At 69.1% G+C, this 17,629-nt stretch carries 17 protein-coding genes and 1 pseudogene; 10 read left to right on the top strand and 8 right to left on the bottom strand.

Going from position 1 to position 17,629, the window contains the following annotated elements; genetic code table 11:
- Nucleotides 1–27: 27 nt before the first annotated feature.
- Nucleotides 28–906, bottom strand: coding sequence for a helix-turn-helix domain-containing protein (locus OG509_RS20975; RefSeq protein WP_406183982.1), 879 nt, complete (start codon nucleotides 904–906; stop codon nucleotides 28–30).
- A gap of 367 nt (nucleotides 907–1,273) precedes the next feature.
- Here OG509_RS20975 and OG509_RS20970 point away from each other — a divergent pair, with 367 nt between their 5' ends.
- Nucleotides 1,274–1,798 (top strand): ATP-binding protein, encoded by a 525-nt coding sequence (locus tag OG509_RS20970; protein WP_406183981.1) that lies wholly within the window; start codon nucleotides 1,274–1,276, stop codon nucleotides 1,796–1,798.
- Between the two features lie 137 nt (nucleotides 1,799–1,935).
- On the opposite strand, the gene OG509_RS20965 is transcribed toward OG509_RS20970, so the two are convergent.
- A complete protein-coding gene (locus OG509_RS20965; RefSeq protein WP_030158576.1) occupies nucleotides 1,936–2,172 on the bottom strand; it encodes a DUF397 domain-containing protein in 237 nt (78 codons plus the stop codon).
- A 290-nt stretch (nucleotides 2,173–2,462) separates the two neighbouring features.
- Here OG509_RS20965 and tatA point away from each other — a divergent pair, with 290 nt between their 5' ends.
- Nucleotides 2,463–2,630, top strand: a complete 168-nt coding sequence (tatA, locus tag OG509_RS20960; protein WP_030158578.1) for a Sec-independent protein translocase subunit TatA — start codon at nucleotides 2,463–2,465, stop codon at nucleotides 2,628–2,630.
- Here tatA and OG509_RS20955 read toward each other — a convergent pair.
- Complete coding sequence (locus tag OG509_RS20955) at nucleotides 2,627–3,796, bottom strand: DUF2786 domain-containing protein (protein ID WP_406183979.1); 1,170 nt, start codon at nucleotides 3,794–3,796, stop codon at nucleotides 2,627–2,629. The two genes, tatA and OG509_RS20955, sit on opposite strands and share 4 nt — an antisense overlap.
- A gap of 398 nt (nucleotides 3,797–4,194) precedes the next feature.
- Here OG509_RS20955 and OG509_RS20950 point away from each other — a divergent pair, with 398 nt between their 5' ends.
- Nucleotides 4,195–5,895, top strand: a complete 1,701-nt coding sequence (locus OG509_RS20950; protein WP_406183977.1) for a bifunctional 3'-5' exonuclease/DNA polymerase — start codon at nucleotides 4,195–4,197, stop codon at nucleotides 5,893–5,895.
- Nucleotides 5,896–5,911: 16 nt separating this feature from the next.
- Here the strand turns inward: OG509_RS20950 and OG509_RS20945 are convergent, their stop codons facing one another.
- The 3 genes from OG509_RS20945 to OG509_RS20935 all read right to left on the bottom strand — a co-directional run bounded on the left by OG509_RS20945 (nucleotide 5,912) and on the right by OG509_RS20935 (nucleotide 8,534).
- Nucleotides 5,912–6,418, bottom strand: a complete 507-nt coding sequence (locus OG509_RS20945; RefSeq protein WP_406183976.1) for a GNAT family N-acetyltransferase — start codon at nucleotides 6,416–6,418, stop codon at nucleotides 5,912–5,914.
- A gap of 4 nt (nucleotides 6,419–6,422) precedes the next feature.
- Nucleotides 6,423–7,640, bottom strand: a complete 1,218-nt coding sequence (locus OG509_RS20940; protein WP_406183975.1) for a serine hydrolase domain-containing protein — start codon at nucleotides 7,638–7,640, stop codon at nucleotides 6,423–6,425.
- Between the two features lie 222 nt (nucleotides 7,641–7,862).
- Complete coding sequence (locus tag OG509_RS20935; RefSeq protein WP_406183974.1) at nucleotides 7,863–8,534, bottom strand: histone deacetylase; 672 nt, start codon at nucleotides 8,532–8,534, stop codon at nucleotides 7,863–7,865.
- A gap of 568 nt (nucleotides 8,535–9,102) precedes the next feature.
- Between OG509_RS20935 and OG509_RS20930 the strand changes: the two genes are divergently transcribed.
- The 7 genes and pseudogenes from OG509_RS20930 (at nucleotide 9,103) to OG509_RS20900 (ending at nucleotide 13,074) form a co-directional block, all read left to right on the top strand.
- Complete coding sequence (locus OG509_RS20930) at nucleotides 9,103–9,567, top strand: hypothetical protein (protein WP_406183973.1); 465 nt, start codon at nucleotides 9,103–9,105, stop codon at nucleotides 9,565–9,567.
- A gap of 7 nt (nucleotides 9,568–9,574) precedes the next feature.
- Entirely contained in the window at nucleotides 9,575–9,793 is a 219-nt protein-coding gene (locus OG509_RS20925) for a hypothetical protein (RefSeq protein ID WP_406183972.1), read from the top strand.
- 199 nt (nucleotides 9,794–9,992) lie between these two features.
- Nucleotides 9,993–10,448, top strand: a complete 456-nt coding sequence (locus OG509_RS20920) for a helix-turn-helix domain-containing protein (protein WP_327415536.1) — start codon at nucleotides 9,993–9,995, stop codon at nucleotides 10,446–10,448.
- 4 nt (nucleotides 10,449–10,452) lie between these two features.
- Nucleotides 10,453–10,773: pseudogene (locus OG509_RS20915) on the top strand (PIN domain-containing protein); the annotation flags it as partial.
- 61 nt (nucleotides 10,774–10,834) lie between these two features.
- The gene (locus tag OG509_RS20910; RefSeq protein WP_406187852.1) at nucleotides 10,835–11,392 is read left to right on the top strand and encodes a hypothetical protein; all 558 of its coding nucleotides are present in this window, start codon (nucleotides 10,835–10,837) and stop codon (nucleotides 11,390–11,392) included.
- 42 nt (nucleotides 11,393–11,434) lie between these two features.
- Nucleotides 11,435–12,151, top strand: coding sequence for a class I SAM-dependent methyltransferase (locus OG509_RS20905; protein WP_406183971.1), 717 nt, complete (start codon nucleotides 11,435–11,437; stop codon nucleotides 12,149–12,151).
- A complete protein-coding gene (locus tag OG509_RS20900) occupies nucleotides 12,148–13,074 on the top strand; it encodes a glycosyltransferase family 2 protein (protein ID WP_406183970.1) in 927 nt (308 codons plus the stop codon). Before OG509_RS20905 ends, OG509_RS20900 begins: the two co-directional genes overlap by 4 nt.
- 100 nt (nucleotides 13,075–13,174) lie before the next feature.
- On the opposite strand, the gene OG509_RS20895 is transcribed toward OG509_RS20900, so the two are convergent.
- Both OG509_RS20895 and OG509_RS20890 read right to left on the bottom strand, forming a co-directional pair.
- The gene (locus OG509_RS20895) at nucleotides 13,175–15,808 is read right to left on the bottom strand and encodes a valine--tRNA ligase (protein ID WP_406183969.1); all 2,634 of its coding nucleotides are present in this window, start codon (nucleotides 15,806–15,808) and stop codon (nucleotides 13,175–13,177) included.
- Between the two features lie 234 nt (nucleotides 15,809–16,042).
- On the bottom strand, nucleotides 16,043–17,629 hold the full coding sequence (locus OG509_RS20890) for a relaxase/mobilization nuclease domain-containing protein (RefSeq protein ID WP_406187640.1): 1,587 nt from the start codon (nucleotides 17,627–17,629) through the stop codon (nucleotides 16,043–16,045).

The raw sequence follows: 17,629 nt of genomic DNA, 5'->3' as shown, positions 1-17,629 counted from the left end.
CTGATCAGACGTCATACTACGTGCGAATCAAGACAGTTGGAGCAGGCCGCGGAGAAGATCCCGCGTCCGGTCGGCGTCGGGGCAGTCGGCCTGCAGCCGCTCCATCGCCCTTTCGTACTGCGCCACTTCCTCGTCTTTGTCCAGGTAGAGGGCACTGGTGAGCTGTTCCAGATAGACGATGTCCTGGAGGTCGGACTCCGGGAAGCGCAGCAGGGTGAAGGCTCCGCTCTCGCCCGCGTGGCCGCCGAAGGAGAACGGCATCACCTGGAGCTGCACGTTGGGCCGCTGGGAGACCTCGATGAGGTGCTCCAGCTGTCCGCGCATGACGTCGCGGTCGCCGTACGGGCGGCGCAGCGCGGCCTCGTCGAGGACGGCGTGGAAGACGGGGGCGGTCTCGGAGACGAGCACCTTCTGGCGCTCCAGGCGCAGCGCGACGCGGCGGTCGATCTCGGCCTTCGTGGCGCCGGGCATGCCGCGGCTGACGACGGCCTGGGCGTAGGCCTCGGTCTGCAACAGGCCGTGGACGAACTGGACTTCGTAGATCCGGATGAGCGAGGCCGCGCCCTCCAGGCCGATGTACGTCTGGAACCACCCGGGCAGCACGTCGCCGTAGCTGTGCCACCAGCCGGCCGCGTTGGCCTCGCGGACGAGCCCCAGCAGGGACTCCCGCTCCGCGCCGTCCGTGACTCCGTAGAGCGTGAGGAGGTCCTCCACGTCCCTTGCCTTGAAGCTCACCCTTCCCAACTCCAAGCGGCTGATCTTCGATTCGGATGCGCGGATCGAGTAGCCGGCCGCCTCACGGGTGATGCCGCGGGATTCTCGGAGTCGCCTGAGCTGAGAGCCCAGGAGGATGCGCCGCACCACAGAACCGCTTGCTTCTGCGGTCACTAGTCCTGCCCTCCCCATCGCCATGTGTACGCGTGGTCTGCGCGTGATGTGCGTCGCCGGGGCCCCCGCACCCCAGGCCCCGCAGTCTGCCACCAAAACGCATCGGTCCGTACTCGTTCTGTAACGGAATCCCGCCTGCCGGAAAAGAAGTCCGTAAGTATGCGTAGGAAGAAATGAGCAAGAACCATCACGGGAGTGGACAGGTCCGGCGCGTGCACGTGCATCTGCCCTTGCATCCAGCTTCTGCATTCGGAACGATGGTGCCGCGCACCTGCGTGCTCTTTCGCGCCGGCGCCGGACCCACCCCGCAGTTCTTTCTGGACGGAGCGCGCCGCTCCGCCCGCGAATCCCGGGAGTGCCTCGCATGGGGACGAATGGATCGACCATGCTCGAGCCGTTACGGCAGGGGCTGCCCCCGGTCGACCCCACGGCTGTCTCCGGGTCCGCCTCCTGCGCTCTGCCCGCCCGCTTCGAGGCGGTGCGGGGCGCCCGTTCGTTCACCCGGTCGACCTTGTCGCAGTGGGGTCTCGACGAGCGCTTCGACGACGTGGCCCTGGTGGTCTCCGAACTCGTCACGAACGCGCTGCGCCACGCCCTGCCGGAGGACGCCGGGGCCGGTGGCGGCGCGGGTCCGGGTTCCGGCTGTGGATCGGGCTCGGGCGAGCCGGAGCCGACGGTACGGCTGCACCTGATGCGGTGGAGCACCCGACTGGTGTGCGCGGTGCGGGACCCCAGCGAGGACCGGCCGGGCGGGTCGTTCGCGCCGGAGCGCACGCAGGAGAACTGCGACCTGGAGTCGGGGCGCGGGCTGTTCCTCGTGGACGCCTACAGCGACAGCTGGGGCTGGCACCCGCTCGCGGGCCGGCTGACCGGCAAGGTGGTCTGGGCGCTGTTCATGCTGCACGAGTAGGCGACGGGGGCGCGGGGCATTCGGCAATGGTCCGCTTCGACGAAAACTGGCCGGGGTTGATCATTGCGATCAGTCCCGGCCAGTGCACGTGCATGGCTTGATCAGCGCGCCGCTCCTCCGGCCGTCCCTCCGGCCGATCAGGCGATCAGGTGGTCGAACTCGCCGTCCTTGACGCCCAGCAGCAGCGCCTCTATCTCGGCCGGCGTGTAGACGAGCGCCGGCCCGTCCGGGAAGCGCGAGTTGCGCACGGCGACAGCGCCACCCGGCAGCTTGGCGAACTCCACACAGGAACCTTGCGAGTTGCTGTGTCTGCTCTTCTGCCAGGTCACTCCGTCGAGTTCTGCAGCTGCCATCCCGTTGTACGCGTGGTCCACAGGAAGCCCCCGATAGTGCAGATGTCAACTGCACCGGATCATAGCTGTGTTCATAAGCGCATGCATGGGCAGATGCACGTGCACGCGGAGGGTGCTCCTTTGATCACTGTCAGGGAAGAACTCGGGTGGATCAGGGGCGAATCAGACCCTTATAAAGCCTGGATCAAGCTCCGACCAGGCCGGGGCGCCGACCACCCTTCAGGTCTTCTTCAGATTTGTCCGTGCGCGTGCAGCCCTGTTCGATGGTCGGGACCGCACCGGAATTCCCGTCACCCGTAGGGGGAACGCGCATGCTCCGCAATGCCCTTGAGCCCTGGCACCTGATCCTGCTCCTCGTGGTCTGCGTGCTGGTCTTCGGCTCGAAGAAACTGCCCGACATGGCCCGCTCCGTGGGCCGGTCGATGCGCATCCTGAAGTCGGAAACCCAGGCCCTGCGCGGCGAGAGCGATCGCCCCTAGCCCGGCAGTGGCGGCCGCCCGCCGCCCATGTGCGCCCGGTCGGCGGCGGCGGTGCCGTCCTCCCAGCCCGCGTGGTCGGTGGCCCCGCGCAGCCGGGTGGTGGTGGTCCGGGGAAACATCTCGTCGGCCCGTGAGGTGACGGCTACGTCGCGGGCCACCAGGGCGGGCAGGTTGTCGGGGGCCTCGGCCGCGGTGTGCTCGGCGGTCTCGGCGAGGCGCTGGCCGAGCCGGCTGGCGTACGCGAGCAGGAAGGACTGCCGGAAGGTCTTGGTCCGCTTGCGCCCGCCGGAGCGCTGCGCGGCCTCGGCACGGGTCATGGCGGCCGTGCCCTGCACGAGCAGGGACGTGTAGAGCAGCTCGACGGCCTCCAGATCGCTCTCGAACCCCACCACGGTGGAGAACTCGAAGGCGCTGTTCCACACGGCCCGGCACCGGTTGGCGGTGGCGACGGCATCCAGCAATACCGCCTTCGCCTCCTCATAGGGGGCCTCGACTCCGATCCGGCAGGCCGCCGGCACCTGAGCGGGCCCCTTGCCGCTCGCCGCGAGCACGGCCTCGTCGACGGTGTGCCGGGCCATCAGCTCCTGCGCCTTGGCGCTGAGCGCCTCCGCCTCCTCCGGGAACGTGGTCGCCTCGGCCTTGGCGAGCAGGGCCCGGATGCGCCCGAGCATGCGGGGCTCGATGTGCGCGTGCTCCAAGGCATCGGCGGCCGGATCCCCCGGCAGGGGCCCGACCGGTTCGATGGAGGGCAGCCGGATCAGCAGCCGGAACACCTCCAGGAAGGCGGTGGCGAGGCTGAACCGATCGGTCTTCTCCCGCCCGACGAGCCGTTCCCCGTACTCCCCGTCCTCGACCCACCACACCTCGGCGTCGGTCCACCGCTCGGGCAGCCGGGCGTACCGCCGCGCCTCGGCGGCGATCAGGTCGCCGGTGATCCGCAGATGCCGGTCGCCGAGATCCCGCCCCACGAGCCGGAGCACATCGGCGGGCTGCCACCCCCGCTCCCAGGCCTGCCGTACGTACGCCTCCCCGCGCCCCAGCAACTCTCGCCCGACCCCACCCCACTGCCCGCCGTCCCCGACGAGCACGGATGCCCCGGCATCCAACCCGGCATCGTCCTGGCTGTAGAGCGCGGCCTGACAAGCCCGATCGACAATGTCTCTCACGACCCCAGCTTGTCACGCCCCCCACCCCACCCTGCCGGGGGCCAACACCACCGGAGACCGGCACATCCAGCCCCGCCGGCGTTTGAGGCGTGGGGGTCCAGGGGCGGAGCCGGCAAACCCAGCCCCGCCGGCGTTTGAGGCGCTGGGGGTCCAGGGGCGGAGCTGGCAAACCCAGCCCCGCCGGCGTTTGAGGCGCTGGGGGTCCAGGGGCGGAGCCGGCAAACCCAGCCCCGCCGGCGTTTGAGGCGTGGGGGTCCGGGGGCGGAGCCCCCGGGAAACGGAGAGAGGGCGGGGCGGGGAGAAAGCCCCGCGCAGCGGAACCGGCACCAGCCCCCAACCCACCGCCACACCGGCTCAGCCGAACCAGACTGTCAGCCCCCGGTGGGACACTCGCACCCATGAGCGACCGCACCCCCCACTGGGCCCTGGCCGAAGCCCCCAACGGCCTCTGGCACGCAATGCCGCTCACCCCCACCACCCCCAGCCCCACCACCGACGGCCCCCACCTCACCTTCAAAGACCCCGCGAAAGCGATCCGCTCCGCCCCCACCCCCACCCGCTGGATCTGGCGCAGCACCGCCGCCGTCTACCCCCGCCTGCTCGCCGCAGGCGCCCGCGTGGAGCGCTGCCACGACATCGAAGACACCGAGCTCCTCCTCCTCGCCCACGAAGGCCGCTCCGGCGAGCCCCGCTCGGCGGCAGCCGCCTGGGCCCGCCTCACCGGCGCCCCCGTACCCCCCGATCCCCCACCACAGCGCACCGCCACCCCCACCACCCAGGACTCCCTCTTCGACCCCCAGCCCACCTCCATCCCCCTCCCCCTCGACGCCCTCGTCGCGATCTACCGCGACCAGGCGACCCGCACCGCCGCCACCGCCCACCCCGACCGCATGCGCCTGCTCACCACCTCCGAGTCGGCCGCCTTCCTCATCGCCGCCGAAATGCAGCGCGCCGGCCTCCCCTGGCGCGCCGACGTCCACCGCGCCCTGCTCACCGAGCTCCTCGGCGAGCGCTACGCCGGCGGCGGCGAACCCCGCCGCCTCGCCGAGCTGGCCGACGAGATCTCCGCCGCGTTCGGCCGCCGCGTACGCCCCGACCTCCCGGCCGACGTCATCAAGGCCTTCGCCGAGGCCGGGATCCGGCTCAAGTCGACCCGCCGCTGGGAGATCCAGGAGCTCGACCACCCCGCCGTCGAGCCCCTCCTCGCGTACAAGAAGCTGTACCGGATCTACACCGCCCACGGCTGGAGCTGGCTCCAGGACTGGGTGCGCGACGGCCGCTTCCGCCCCGAGTTCGTCCCCGGCGGCACCCTCACCGGCCGCTGGGTCACCAACGGCGGCGGCGCCCTGCAGATCCCGAAGGTGATCCGAAGAGCCGTCGTCGCCGACCCCGGCTGGCGGCTCGTCGTCGCCGACGCCGACCAGATGGAGCCCCGCGTGCTGGCCGCGATCTCCCGCGACCCGGCCTTCATGGAGGTTGCCGGTCGCCCCGAGGACCTCTACACGGCCATCTCCCGCCAGGGCTTCTCCGGCGACCGGGACATGGCCAAGATCGCCGTCCTCGGCGCCGTGTACGGGCAGACCTCCGGCGACGGCCTGAAGAACCTGGCCGCACTGCGCCGCCGCTTCCCGCAGGCCGTGGCGTACGTGGACGACGCCGCCAAGGCCGGCGAAGAGGGCCGCCTCGTACGGACCTGGCTGGGCCGGACCTGCCCGCCGCCGGTCGGCGCCGACGAGGACGGCGAAGCCGGCGTACCGCAGGACCGGGCGGAGGGCTGGACGCCGAGCTACGCCTCCGCCGACACTCGGGCCCGCGGCCGGTTCACCCGTAACTTCGTCGTCCAGGGCAGCGCCGCCGACTGGGCCCTGCTGCTCCTCGCGGCCCTGCGCCAGGCCATTGCCGCCGCCGGCATGCGGGCCGAGCTGGTGTTCTTCCAGCACGACGAGGTGATCGTGCACTGCCCGGCCGAGGAGGCCGAGGCGGTGGCCGAGGCGATCCGCACCGCCGGCGACCGCGCCGGTCGCATCGCCTTCGGCGACACCCCGGTCCGCTTCCCGTTCACGACGGCGATCGTCCAGTGCTACGCGGACGCGAAGTAGAACCGACCGACCACCCTCACCCCACCCCGCGAACCTCCACTCCGCGAACCTCCACTCCGCGAACATCCAGTCCGTGGAAGTAGACGTGGAACTCCTCGCGCTCGAAGCCCTCCGCCTCGTACAGCGCCTGCGCGACGTGGTTGTCGTACGCCGTCTCCAGCTGCACCCCGGACACCCCCGCCTCCCGCGCCCGGCGCAGCACCTCGCGCAGCAGCGCCCGCCCGGCGCCGGTGCGGCGGCCGGCGGGGTCGACGTACAGGTCGCTCAGGATCCACATCGGCCGCAGGGCGAGCGACGAGAACGTCCGGTAGACCTGCGCGAACCCGACCGTGCCGGCCCCCGGCACGTCGGCGAGCAGCACCAGCGACTCGCCGCCCCGGATCCGCTCGGCGAGGTACGCCCGGGGCGCGTCCGGGTCCTCGACCTTCACCTCGTAGAAGTCGAGGTAGCCCCGGAACAGCCCGCCCGCGACGTCGAGATCACCTTCACCGGCAACGCGCAGCACCACACCCTGATCGCTCATTCCCTCAGTGTGCGGTAACGGACTGGGCGGGCAGCGTGAAGACGTGGTCCGGAGTGACGACCTTGGTGATCGCCTCACCGAAGAGGGTGCTGGGCTCGGCACCCTCGTACGAGATGTCCGTGTTCAGCATCACCGCCAGCGTGGCCTTCGCCTCCGGCAGGTACACGGCCAGCGCCTGATAGCCGGGCAGCGACCCGTTGTGGCCGATCCAGCCCTGGACGTTGAAGATGCCCAGGCCGTAGCCGGTTCCGGGCAGCGCCTCGACGACCTTCAGGCGTTCGGCCTGGGTGGCGGGCTTCAGCAGCGTGCCCGTGGCCAAGACCTTCGACCAGGTCTTCAGGTCTTCGAGATCGGAGATCATCGCTCCGGCGGCCCAGCCCCAGGAGGGGTTCCAGTCGGCCGCATCCTCGGTCTTCCCGGTCGCGGTCTGGTCGGTGTAGCCCTGGGAGTGCGGATTCGGGAACTCCGCGCCGACGGGGAAGAGCGTGTGGTGCAGCCCGGCCGGGCGGACGACCTTCTGGTTGATGTAGTCGTCGAGCCTCTGCCCGCTCTGCTTCTCGACCACCAGCCCCAGCAGGATCAAGTTGGTGTTGCAGTAGTAGAACTTGGCGCCGGGCTCGAAGAGCACCGGGTGCTTGAAGGAGTACGCGAGCAGCTCCTGCGGGGTGAAGGGGCGTCGGGGATTGCTCGTGAGGGCCTTGAAGAAGCCTTCGTCCTCGGAGTAGTTGAACAGCCCGCTCCGCATGTCGGCGAGCTCGCGCAGCGTGATCCGGTCCCCGTTGGGCACCCCGGCCACGTACTTGCCGATGGGGTCGTCCAGCCGGGCCTTGCCCTGGTCGACCAGCTGGAGCAGTGCGGTCACGGTGAAGGTCTTGGTCACGCTGCCGATGCGCATGTTCATGTCCGTACGGATCGACTGGCCGGTGGCCTTGTCGGCGACACCGAAGGCCCGTACGTACGAGCCCTTGCCGGGGGCCGAGAGCGACACCATCACCCCGGGAACCTTGGCCTCGCTCATCACCTTCCGCACGGCGTCGTCCAACTGCCGTGCCACGGCGGGCGTGAGCTGTGGAAACTCCGCATCGTCGGCAACGGGAGCCGAAGCCGACACGACGGTCCCGGCCGACGTATCGAGCGCATACCCGGACCCCACCCCGAGCGGCACCACCACGAGCCCCACCGCGGCCACCCCCACCGCCGCTTTGCGCAACCGTGTAGACATGCCGGCCTCCTGCCACGCGTCGCCCAGGTCCAGCCATCCCAAAGTAGCCCGCCCCCCACCCCCCAGCGACCGCACCCCCACCACCAATCACTCTTAGTAACGGACTGAGCTTCCGTCTGGCAACACTCGGCGGCCCCGAGAAGCTCCAGGCCGGCAACGCCCCTCCGCCGATCCGACCCTTGCACCACGAGTTGTCCCCCGCCCGCGCCGGCCGATCCCGGTTCACTGTCTGATGTCGGCGGTCAGCAGCTCCAGCACCTGACGGGCCGTCCAACTGCCCGCCGCACCCGGGCAGGCGGCCAAGTAGTTCGCGATGTCCTGCTTCTCCCATGGCCCTGATTCCAGGAGTCCGCCGGCCAGGCACCGCAGGTACGCCGCGGAGGGCATGAGCACGTCCACGTCCTGGAGCCTCCACGGTGCCGTGAACGTCAGTACGGGGATGCCTTCGATCGTCCCGGGACAGATCAGGGTCTCGTAGCGTCCGGGGCCCACCTCGTAACGGCCCTCGCGAAGAACCGCCGTCAGATCGAGGTCACGTCCGGGTTCCCCGTACATCTCCTGCGCAGCGATATCGGAGATCTGGCCGACGGTGATCAGATGCGCGCGTCCACGCATACGGCCCGGAGCGGTCGGATCGTAGAACCCGCGCCCACCCGTCCACACGGCAGACTCGGTTGCGAAGTAGAGCCGGCCGGCCAACTCCACCGCGATGGACCGCTCCGGCGCCCGCCGATCCCGGCATCCCGGGTACGTACGCGTGGCGCCCGGGGGCGTACCTCCCGCGATGTACGCGGCAAGCCGGTCCATGTGCATGTTGGAGCCGTAGGAGGCGTACCAGACCCGCTCGGGCACCGGAAGTGCTCCGTCGAGCGGCGTCACAGTGTGCACGGTCATACGCGTTTTCCTCGGGGAAAGTCGTGAGGGGTTACGGGCGCTCAGCATCTCGATCGGGAGGGACGGCTGTGGAACGCGCGGGGAGGCCTGGGGGAGTTGTCCAACGAGCAGACCATGCGGCCGGGGCTGACACGCAGGAGCAGGAGGACGGCTCCCGGCAGACGGCGCACGCGCCGGGCGATCCCGGAAATAGCAAAAGCCCCAGGTCACGGCGAGTGAGTCCTGGGGCTTCTACAGAGCCGCCTTCGGGATTCGAACCCGAGACCTACGCATTACGAGGCCCCACAAGATCATCCCAACTACTGCCGGGCCGTGCCACCGAATCCTGTTCCCGCAGGTCAGGAAGGTTCGGCCCGGCCCCCGCGTGCCACCCAATCCACCCTGTGCCACCCGGTCCGCTCACGCACCGCACACGCATGAGACCGGCTTCCTGGGGTGCCGGTTACGGGTGGTCAGCATGCCAATCTGCTGATCACTCTTCGTAGTGGACTGCCTCTCGGGAGCAGCACCCTGCGCCGACGACAGGAGTTCCGATCTGCAGACACACTTCGCCAGAAGGGGGACACCGATGGGCAAGCGCTCCACAGCACGGATCATCGCCGCTCTCGCCACAACGGCCGCGCTGGCCGTCTTACCTCCCGCCGAGGCGCACGCCGGCGCCATCGGCTCGACGCCCGTGGCCACCTTCGACTACCAAGTCGGCGGCGTCACCATGAAGATCCCCACAGGCTGCATGTTCACCCACATCATCCGCGGCGACGGCAAGAACATCACCTACCAGAACGCCGGCGTCGACTGCGGCTTCGTCGGAGCCCTCAACGCAGGCTTCTGCAACTGGCGCATCGACTTCACCTACTCGGACACCGACAACAAGATCTACCGCACCTCCCGCGGCAAGACCCACACCGAGTGCAAGATCAACCCGATGCGCGACAACGCACCCCAGAAACTCCCCCGCTACGGAAAGGCGTGCGCGTACATCCACGTCAACGGTGTTCGCCGAGCCGGCCAGTGCCACCACATCACGAAGTGAGCCGCACATGACCACCCAGCCCACGCCTGAAGGCCCCGCCCGGGAAGCCAAGCGCCGTCGCACCGGCATCACCGCCTTCCTCACCGGCGCCGCCGCGTCCTTCACCTTCTTCGCCTTCTTCCCCGGCCTCCCCCACGTGATCGACTGGGGCGCGATCCTCGTCTCGCTCGCCGTCGGGGGGCTGGTCCGCTGGGCATGGCTTGCCCGCATCACGAAAGCACCCTGATCTGGGCTGAAGCTCGACCGGGTACGCACGCCCTTACGCCGTGGCGGGCCAGGCGGTCAGCCACCTCAGAGCTGCACGGCCCCCTCCATAGCCACAACACCAGAACGAATTCTGTTGCGGTTATTGCGAATGCTGCAGATAATGCGCTTAAGGGTTGCCTCATCGCGACTCAGACGCCACACGAAGGGACGGTCACACAATGAGCACGTCGACCGCTCGGCCCACGCCCCCGTCCGGGGCGAATGCCGACTTCGCGGCGCGGGCACTCAGGCCGGTGAAGCGGTCCCTCGCCCGCTCCCCGCACGCCGAACGGATCCGGTTCCGGATCGAGGACGGAAACGCCGATCTTGAGCTGCCCCGCGAGGCCGTGGAGCTACTGGCCGCGGTGCTCAGCCACATGGCCGCCGGCCGCACCGTCTCCATCGTTCCCGAGCACGCAGAGCTGACCACCCAGCAGGCCGCCGACATGCTGAACGTGTCCCGACCTTTCCTGATCGGGCTACTGGAGGCAGGAGAGATCGACTACCGGAAGGTCGGTACACACCGCCGGATCAGGGCACAGTCCCTGCTCGAATATCAGCGGCAAGACGACCGGAAGCGACGGGCGGCTGCGGATGAACTCACGGCTCTGAACCAGGAGATGGGACTGATCTGATCCCGTGGCATTCACCGTCGTCTACGACGCCTGCGTCCTGTACCCGAGCACGCTGCGCGACCTGCTGATCCGGATAGCCCAAGCCGGGCTCGTGCAGGCTAAGTGGACCGAAAGGATCTTGGACGAAGTCTTCACGAATCTGCAGACCAACAGGCCAGAGCTCGACCCCTCGAAACTGACCCGGACCCGAGAGTTGATGATGCGGGCCGTGCGGGACTGCCTCGTCAAGGACTACGAACCGCTCGAGTCGGCCCTCCAACTGCCTGACGCCGACGACCGCCACGTCCTTGCCGCCGCCATCAAGTCCCGAGCCCAACTCATCGTCACCAACAACCTCAAGGGCTTCCCGGACGAGACCCTCTCACAGTGGAACGTCGAAGCCGTAGGTGCGGACGATTTCGTTCTCGCTCAGATCGACCTGGCCGGACGCCGACAGCCTGGCGCATTCCTTCGGCGAGACGGACATCACCACCACGTTCCGGCTGGTCGACGTCGCGTCGGAGCGGACCCTGACTGTCGGAACTCTGTCCTTCGAGCAGACGACGCCGTCCATCCGCAGCTGGCAGGACCTCCCGGATGACGTCTACAACAAGAACGGGCGCACCTCCAGCGTCGACCTCGAAGCCCAGCTGTCGACCCTCTACTCCGCACACGTCCACTGCTACGACGTGCCCCGCGGGCAGAACGCGGACAAGATCGACGCCTTCGCTCGGCTGACCACGAGGGCGAACGCCTCCTTGCTGCCGGAGGAGCGGTACACGTCGGTCAAGATGTTCGACGGGTTGTTCCACAGCGACAGCAACAGGCAGCTCATGGAGAACTGGCTGCGGGGGACCGAGAACAGGAGCTCGCTCTCCGCACACCTGCTGCCGATGAAGGTCACCGAGGCGTTGGCATCCTCTCTGCGCACGCCCGGCCGGGCCGTCGAGATCGCCGAGTTCTAGATGCCTGTCCTCGCTCGCCCCTCCAGCCCCAGGTGGTGCCCCTTGCCTGTACAGCACTCGAAGGCGTCCCTTCACGCCTTCTACGCAGACGCGTTACGGAACGGCCGGAGCACCGGAGAGAAGCTGCGCGCACCCGTTCCGGCGCGATTCCTCACCCTGCTGGCTTCCGTCCCCGCCGACACTCCGCGTCGCGCTCTGGACCTCGGATACGGCGCCGGTGCGTACACCATCGCCCTGGCCGAAGCCGGGTTCACCGTTGTCGCGGTGGACCAGGCCCCGGCCGAGCCGCTGCTTCAGCGGCTCTCGGAGTACGAGGACCTGGCGGAGCGGGTCACGGTGGTGGAGTCCCTCATCGAGCAGTACGCCGTCCAGGAGGACTTCGGCGCGCTCGTCGCCAAGGACGTTCTCCACTACCTGTCACAGCACGACGTCGAAGCTCTGCTCACCCAGGCTGTGCAGAGTTCCCGCTCGGTCAACCTGCACTATCTGGAGGTCTTCACCGAGATCTTCCGGATAGACGCCCACGGAGTTCAGATCCGCATCGAGGGCGAGGCCCGGTACACACGGGAGTCATTCAGCCGCGCGCTGGAGCGGATCTACGAGGGCTGGGACGTCACCGTGAGCTGGGACGACCACACCGAGCAGGACACGCGCTCACGGCGCACCTACTTCAGAGCGGCTCGCGCGACCGTCATAGCGGCGCGCAGGTGCCCGGCTCCAGTCGGCACCGCGGCCATGAGCGGAAGGGAGACAGCGTGACCATCGCGGATTCTGGAGGCATCAGCTTCGTTGTCCCCTGCCACAACGCGGGCGACTATCTCATCGAGGCCGTGAAGTCCGTCGTCGAGCAGCCGCTTCGGCGTCCGCACGAGGTAGTGATCGTGGACGACGGGTCGAACGACGACACGACCCTCAAGGCCATCGACACCTGCGCCGATCTGCCCGGCGTACGCGTCGTCCGGCTCGAACAGCGCCAAGGCCACCACGTGGCCAGGAACGCCGGCGTGGCAGCCGCGCGGATGGAGTACGTGATGCAGGTGGACGCCGACGACCGGCTGGCCACCGACCCGCATCTCCTCAGGGAAGGGTCCTACCCGGACAGGGCGGTGGAGGCCCTGGAGTCCGATGCCGATACGGCCTTCGTGCACACGATGTCGTGGATGATCGGCGCCTTCGAGGGGTTCACCATCTCCTCATACCCGTGCCGCGAGGATCTGGTGGCGCGTAAGCACCACGTTCCGACGTCGATAGTCTGCCGGCGGGCTGACGCTCTCGAATGCGGGCTGTACGACCCGAAGGTACTCAAGTGGGGTGACTGGGCTTTCGCGGTCAACCTGCTGGCCAGCCGGTACAGGCGAGGGGCAGGCAACAACATCCACTGCGTCGCCGGCCCCTTCTACGAGTACCGAGTGCACTCTCGGTGCGATCGAGTGTCCGATGCGGAGATCTCGGAGCTCGACATGACTCTCCTCGTCGTCGAGAAGAACCTGGACTTTTTCCAGGACCGACTGGACCGGAGAGACGGGGCTGCCGCGATCGCCCTCGACCTGCTGGGTCAGAAGCCGACGCACCTCGACGACCTCCTGCACATGGCGAAGTTCGATCTCCACCAGGCCCAGATCGTCGCCGAGCAACGCGAGTTCTCTCTGTCGAGCCCGTACGAGACGCTGCGCATTCCGTAGGCCTCACCGCCGAGAGCCCGAGGCAGAGGGTGTCCGAGGCCGAAGAACCCGAAGGGGGCCCAGACCACGTGGTCTGGGCCCCCTCGGCGTGTTCCGACGCCTACTGCGGCGGCAGCTTGTCCAGCTGGGCCTGGAGCCGGGCGATGTCCGACTCGGCCTTGGCGAGCCGGCCCTTGATCTTGTCCACGACGTTGTCGGGGGCCTTGGCGATGAACGCCTCGTTCCCGAGCTTGGCCTCGGCCTGCTGCTTCTCCTTCTCGGCGGCTGCCAGGTCCTTGCTCAGCCGCTTGCGTTCGGCCGCCACGTCGATGGTGCCCGACAGGTCGAGCGAGACCGTGGCGCCGGCCACCGGCAGGGAGGCGGTGGCGGCGAAGCCCTCGCCCTCCGGCTGGAGGCGCAGCACCTGGCGGATGGCCGCCTCGTGCGGGGCCAGCGCCGTGCCGTCGAGCTCCAAGCGGGCCGGGACCTTCTGGCCCGGCTGCAGGCCCTGGTCCGAGCGGAACCGACGGACCTCCGTGACGACCTGCTGGACCAGCTCGATCTCCTGCTCCGCGGCCTCGTCGCGGAACCCGGAGTCCTTCGGCCACTCGGCGATGACGACCGACTCGCCGCCCGTGAGGGTGGTCCACAAGGTGTCCGTGACGAACGGGACGATCGGGTGGAGCAGCCGCAAGGTGACGTCGAGGACTTCGCCCAGGACGCGCGCAGAGACCTTGGCCTGGTCGCCCTCCTCGAAGAACGTCGTCTTCGACAGCTCGACGTACCAGTCGAAGACCTCGTCCCACGCGAAGTGGTACAGGGCGTCCGCGAGCTTGGCGAACTGGTAGTCCTCGTAGTACGCATCCGCCTCGGCGACGACCTTGTTCAGCCGCGACAGGATCCAACGGTCGGTCGCCGACAGCTGCTCGGTGGGCGGAAGCTCACCCTCGACCGTGGCGCCGTTCATGAGCGCGAAGCGCGTCGCGTTCCAGATCTTGTTGGCGAAGTTGCGGGACGCCTGGACCCAGTCCTCGCCGATCGGGACATCGACACCCGGGTTGGCGCCCTTGGCCAGGGTGAAGCGCAGGGCGTCGGAGCCGTACTTGTCCATCCAGTCCAGCGGGTTGACCGTGTTCCCGAACGACTTCGACATCTTCTTGCCGAACTCGTCACGGACCATGCCGTGGAAGGCGATCGTGCGGAACGGCGGCTGGCCGTCCATCGCGTACAGGCCGAACATCATCATCCGGGCGACCCAGAAGAACATCAGGTCGTAGCCGGTGACCAGGACGGAGTTCGGGTAGAACTTCTCCAGGTCCGGCGTCTGCTCGGGCCAGCCGAGCGTGGAGAACGGCCACAGGCCGGACGAGAACCACGTGTCGAGGACGTCGGTGTCCTGCGTCCAGCCCTCACCCGTGGGCGGCTCCTCGTCGGGGCCGACGCAGACCAGTTCACCGTTCGGGCCGTGCCAGACCGGGATGCGGTGGCCCCACCACAACTGGCGCGAGATGCACCAGTCGTTGAGGTTGTCGACCCAGTCGAAGTACCGCTGCGACATGTCGGCGGGGTGGATGTCGACCCGGCCGTCGCGGACCGCGTCGCCGGCGGCCTTGGCGAGGGTTTCGACCTTGACCCACCACTGCAGCGACAGGCGGGGTTCCAGCGTCGTCTTGCAGCGCGAACAGTGGCCGACGGAGTGGACGTAGGGGCGCTTCTCGGCGACGATCCGGCCCTCGGCGCGCAGGGCGGCGACGATCGCGGAGCGCGCCTCGAAGCGGTCCAGACCCTGGAAGGGGCCATGGACGGTGATGATGCCGCGCTCGTCGAGGACCTCGATGGATTCGAGGTTGTGGCGCTGGCCGATGGCGAAGTCGTTCGGGTCGTGCGCCGGGGTCACCTTGACGGCGCCGGTACCGAACTCCGGGTCGACGTGCGTGTCCGCGACGACCGGAATGCTCCGGTCGGTCAGCGGCAGCTTGATCTGCTTCCCGATCAGGCGGGCATAGCGCTCGTCGTCGGGGTGGACGGCGACGGCGGTGTCGCCGAGCATCGTCTCCGCGCGCGTGGTGGCGACGACGATGGTGTCCTCGCCCTCGCCGTACTTCATGGAGACGAGCTCGCCGTCGTCGTCCTGGTAGTCGACCTCGATGTCGGAGATGGCCGTCAGACAGCGGGGGCACCAGTTGATGATGCGCTCAGCGCGGTAGATCAGCCCGTCGTCGAACATCTTCTTGAAGACGGTCTGGACGGCCCGGGACAGGCCCTCGTCCATGGTGAAGCGGTCCCGGCTCCACGCCAGTCCCTCGCCGAGGCGCTGCATCTGGCCGGCGATCTGCCCGCCGGACTCGGCCTTCCACTCCCAGACGCGCTCGACGAAGGCTTCGCGGCCCAGGTCGTGACGGGACTTGCCCTCCTTGGCGAGCTCGCGCTCGACGACGTTCTGGGTGGCGATACCGGCGTGGTCCATGCCGGGCTGCCACAGCGTCTCGTAGCCCTGCATGCGCTTGCGGCGGGTGAGGGCGTCGATCAGCGTGTGCTCGAAGGCGTGGCCCAAGTGAAGCGAGCCGGTGACGTTCGGCGGCGGGATGACGATCGTGTACGCCGGCTTCTCGCTCTTCGCGTCCGCCTCGAAGTACCCGCGCTCTACCCAACGCTCGTACAGCGCCCCCTCTACCTCGGCCGGCGCGTACTGGGTCGGCAGCTCATGGGTAGGCGTCGGCCCGCTGTTGGGGCTCTGTGGAGTGTTGTCGGTCACGACGGCCATTCTAGGCCCGTGGCACCTTCGGCTTCGCCTGACTTTCCCCGGGCGAGCGGGCTACCACCGGGACACAAAGGTGGCCGCACGGATGAGATTCAAGTGTGACCAAGAACACGCCCGTGCGGCCGATGTTCATCGTACCCCGCCCGGCCATCGGTCTCGTACGGACAGGTGGCCCCGCCTCATGGGACCGCGGGGTCCGCGGCCCCGGCAGTAGGCGGCCGTGACTAGTCAGCGTCGTGGGCGGTTCGGTGAGGCTGCGGGCGCGGTGGGCGGCTGCGTGCCGCGTCCCGGCTGGCTGGTCCGCGATGCCGTTGTGCGTCGGCGGGCGGCTTCGGCACGGGGGTTGGGTGCGGGGTTACGGCTGGTGTGCTGGAGGCGGGTGACCAGGACGCGGGCCGGTTGGCGGGCTGTGCTCAGTTCGCGCTGGGCTGCGGCTTCCTTCAGGAGCTGGTGGGGTTGGTGGCCTCGGGCCTCCGCGTCGGCCAGGAGCGCGGCGAGGGCGGGCCAGCTGGGGTCGGTGAGGATGCGATCGGCCTGGTCGGGGACGGCCGCGCGGACATCGTGGGCGAGGATGCGGCGGGCTTCCTGCTTCGGTTGACGCTGTTTGAGTACGACGAGCGTGGGGGTGAGCGCTTGCTCGGCGGCTACCTGCAGGTGGTGGAGGGTTTGGCGGGCGGCGTCAGCTTGGTGGGCGTGGCCCTTGGCCTCGTGCCAGCGGCTGGCGATGATCCCGGCCCACAGGAGGGCTGCAATGAGGGCTGCGAGGGCGCTGCCGTCGGGGCCTGTGGCGGTGTGGACGATGTCGCGAGCCGCGTTGCGGATGGCGCGGGCGGCACGGTCTTCCGCCCGGATCTGGGAGCGCTGGGCGCGTGCGAACGCCTTTGATGCGGCGTGGAGTTCGGCGCGGAAGTGGGTGGGGGCTTTCTGGGCGGTGGCTTCGAGGAGTTCACCGAGAGCGGTGATGTGCACCTGGGCGTGGGTGTCGTCGGCGAGGTCGGTGCGGAAGCTGTCAAGGGCTTCGGTGGCGTGGTGCCACGGGGTGGCGGGGCGGTTGCGGCGGGCGGTGGGGTGTTCCTCGGGCTGGCCGGCTTCGAGGCGGGACTGGAGTTTGGGGAGGGTGAGGTCGGGGGCGATCTTCCCGCCGGGGTGGAAGATCTGTTCGCCGTCCTTGTTGAGGTCGCCGGGGCGGCCGGCGGCGTAGCCGAGGAGGTCTCCGGACGAGCCGCGCCGGGCCTTGACCGCGATGCCGTCGGCTTCGAGGTAGGCGAGGAGTTCCTCGGCCGTGCGGGCGTGGGGGATGGCGGCGCGGATGCGGTCCTGGAGCCATTCGCGGCTCGTCTGTTCCCAGCCGAGGCGCTGGGCCTTGTGCATCTCGGCCTGGGTGGGGGCGCGGGTGCCGGTGCGGTCGCCCTTCTTGAGGCGACGTAGGCCGTAGTCCTTCTCGATGTGGCGGCAGGCGTCTCCGACGCGTATGCCGCTGTCGTGGAGCTTGGGTCGGCGGCCGTCCTCGCGGACGGTGGTGGCGAGGATGTGGATGTGGTCGTCGGCGTGGCGTACGGCGATCCATCGGCAGGCCAGGTCGTCGCCTTCGGGGGCGATGCCGGCCGCGGCGACGATGCGCTGGGCGATCTCGCCCCACTCGGCGTCGGAGAGGTGGCGGTCTTCGGGGGCTGCGCGGACGGGGCAGTGCCAAACGTGGTCGGTGATCTTCTTGCCGAACTCGCTGTTGCGCAGGCGCACGGGTGCGTCGAGGTAGCGGGCGAGCTGGGTGAGGGTGGCGTTCTCGTCGCGGCCGGGGTCGGGCATGGCGAGCAT

The organism is Streptomyces sp. NBC_01006 (genome assembly GCF_045162725.1).
Taxonomy (GTDB): Bacteria; Actinomycetota; Actinomycetes; order Streptomycetales; family Streptomycetaceae; genus Streptomyces.
This window is presented reverse-complemented; position numbering and strand designations above follow the sequence as displayed.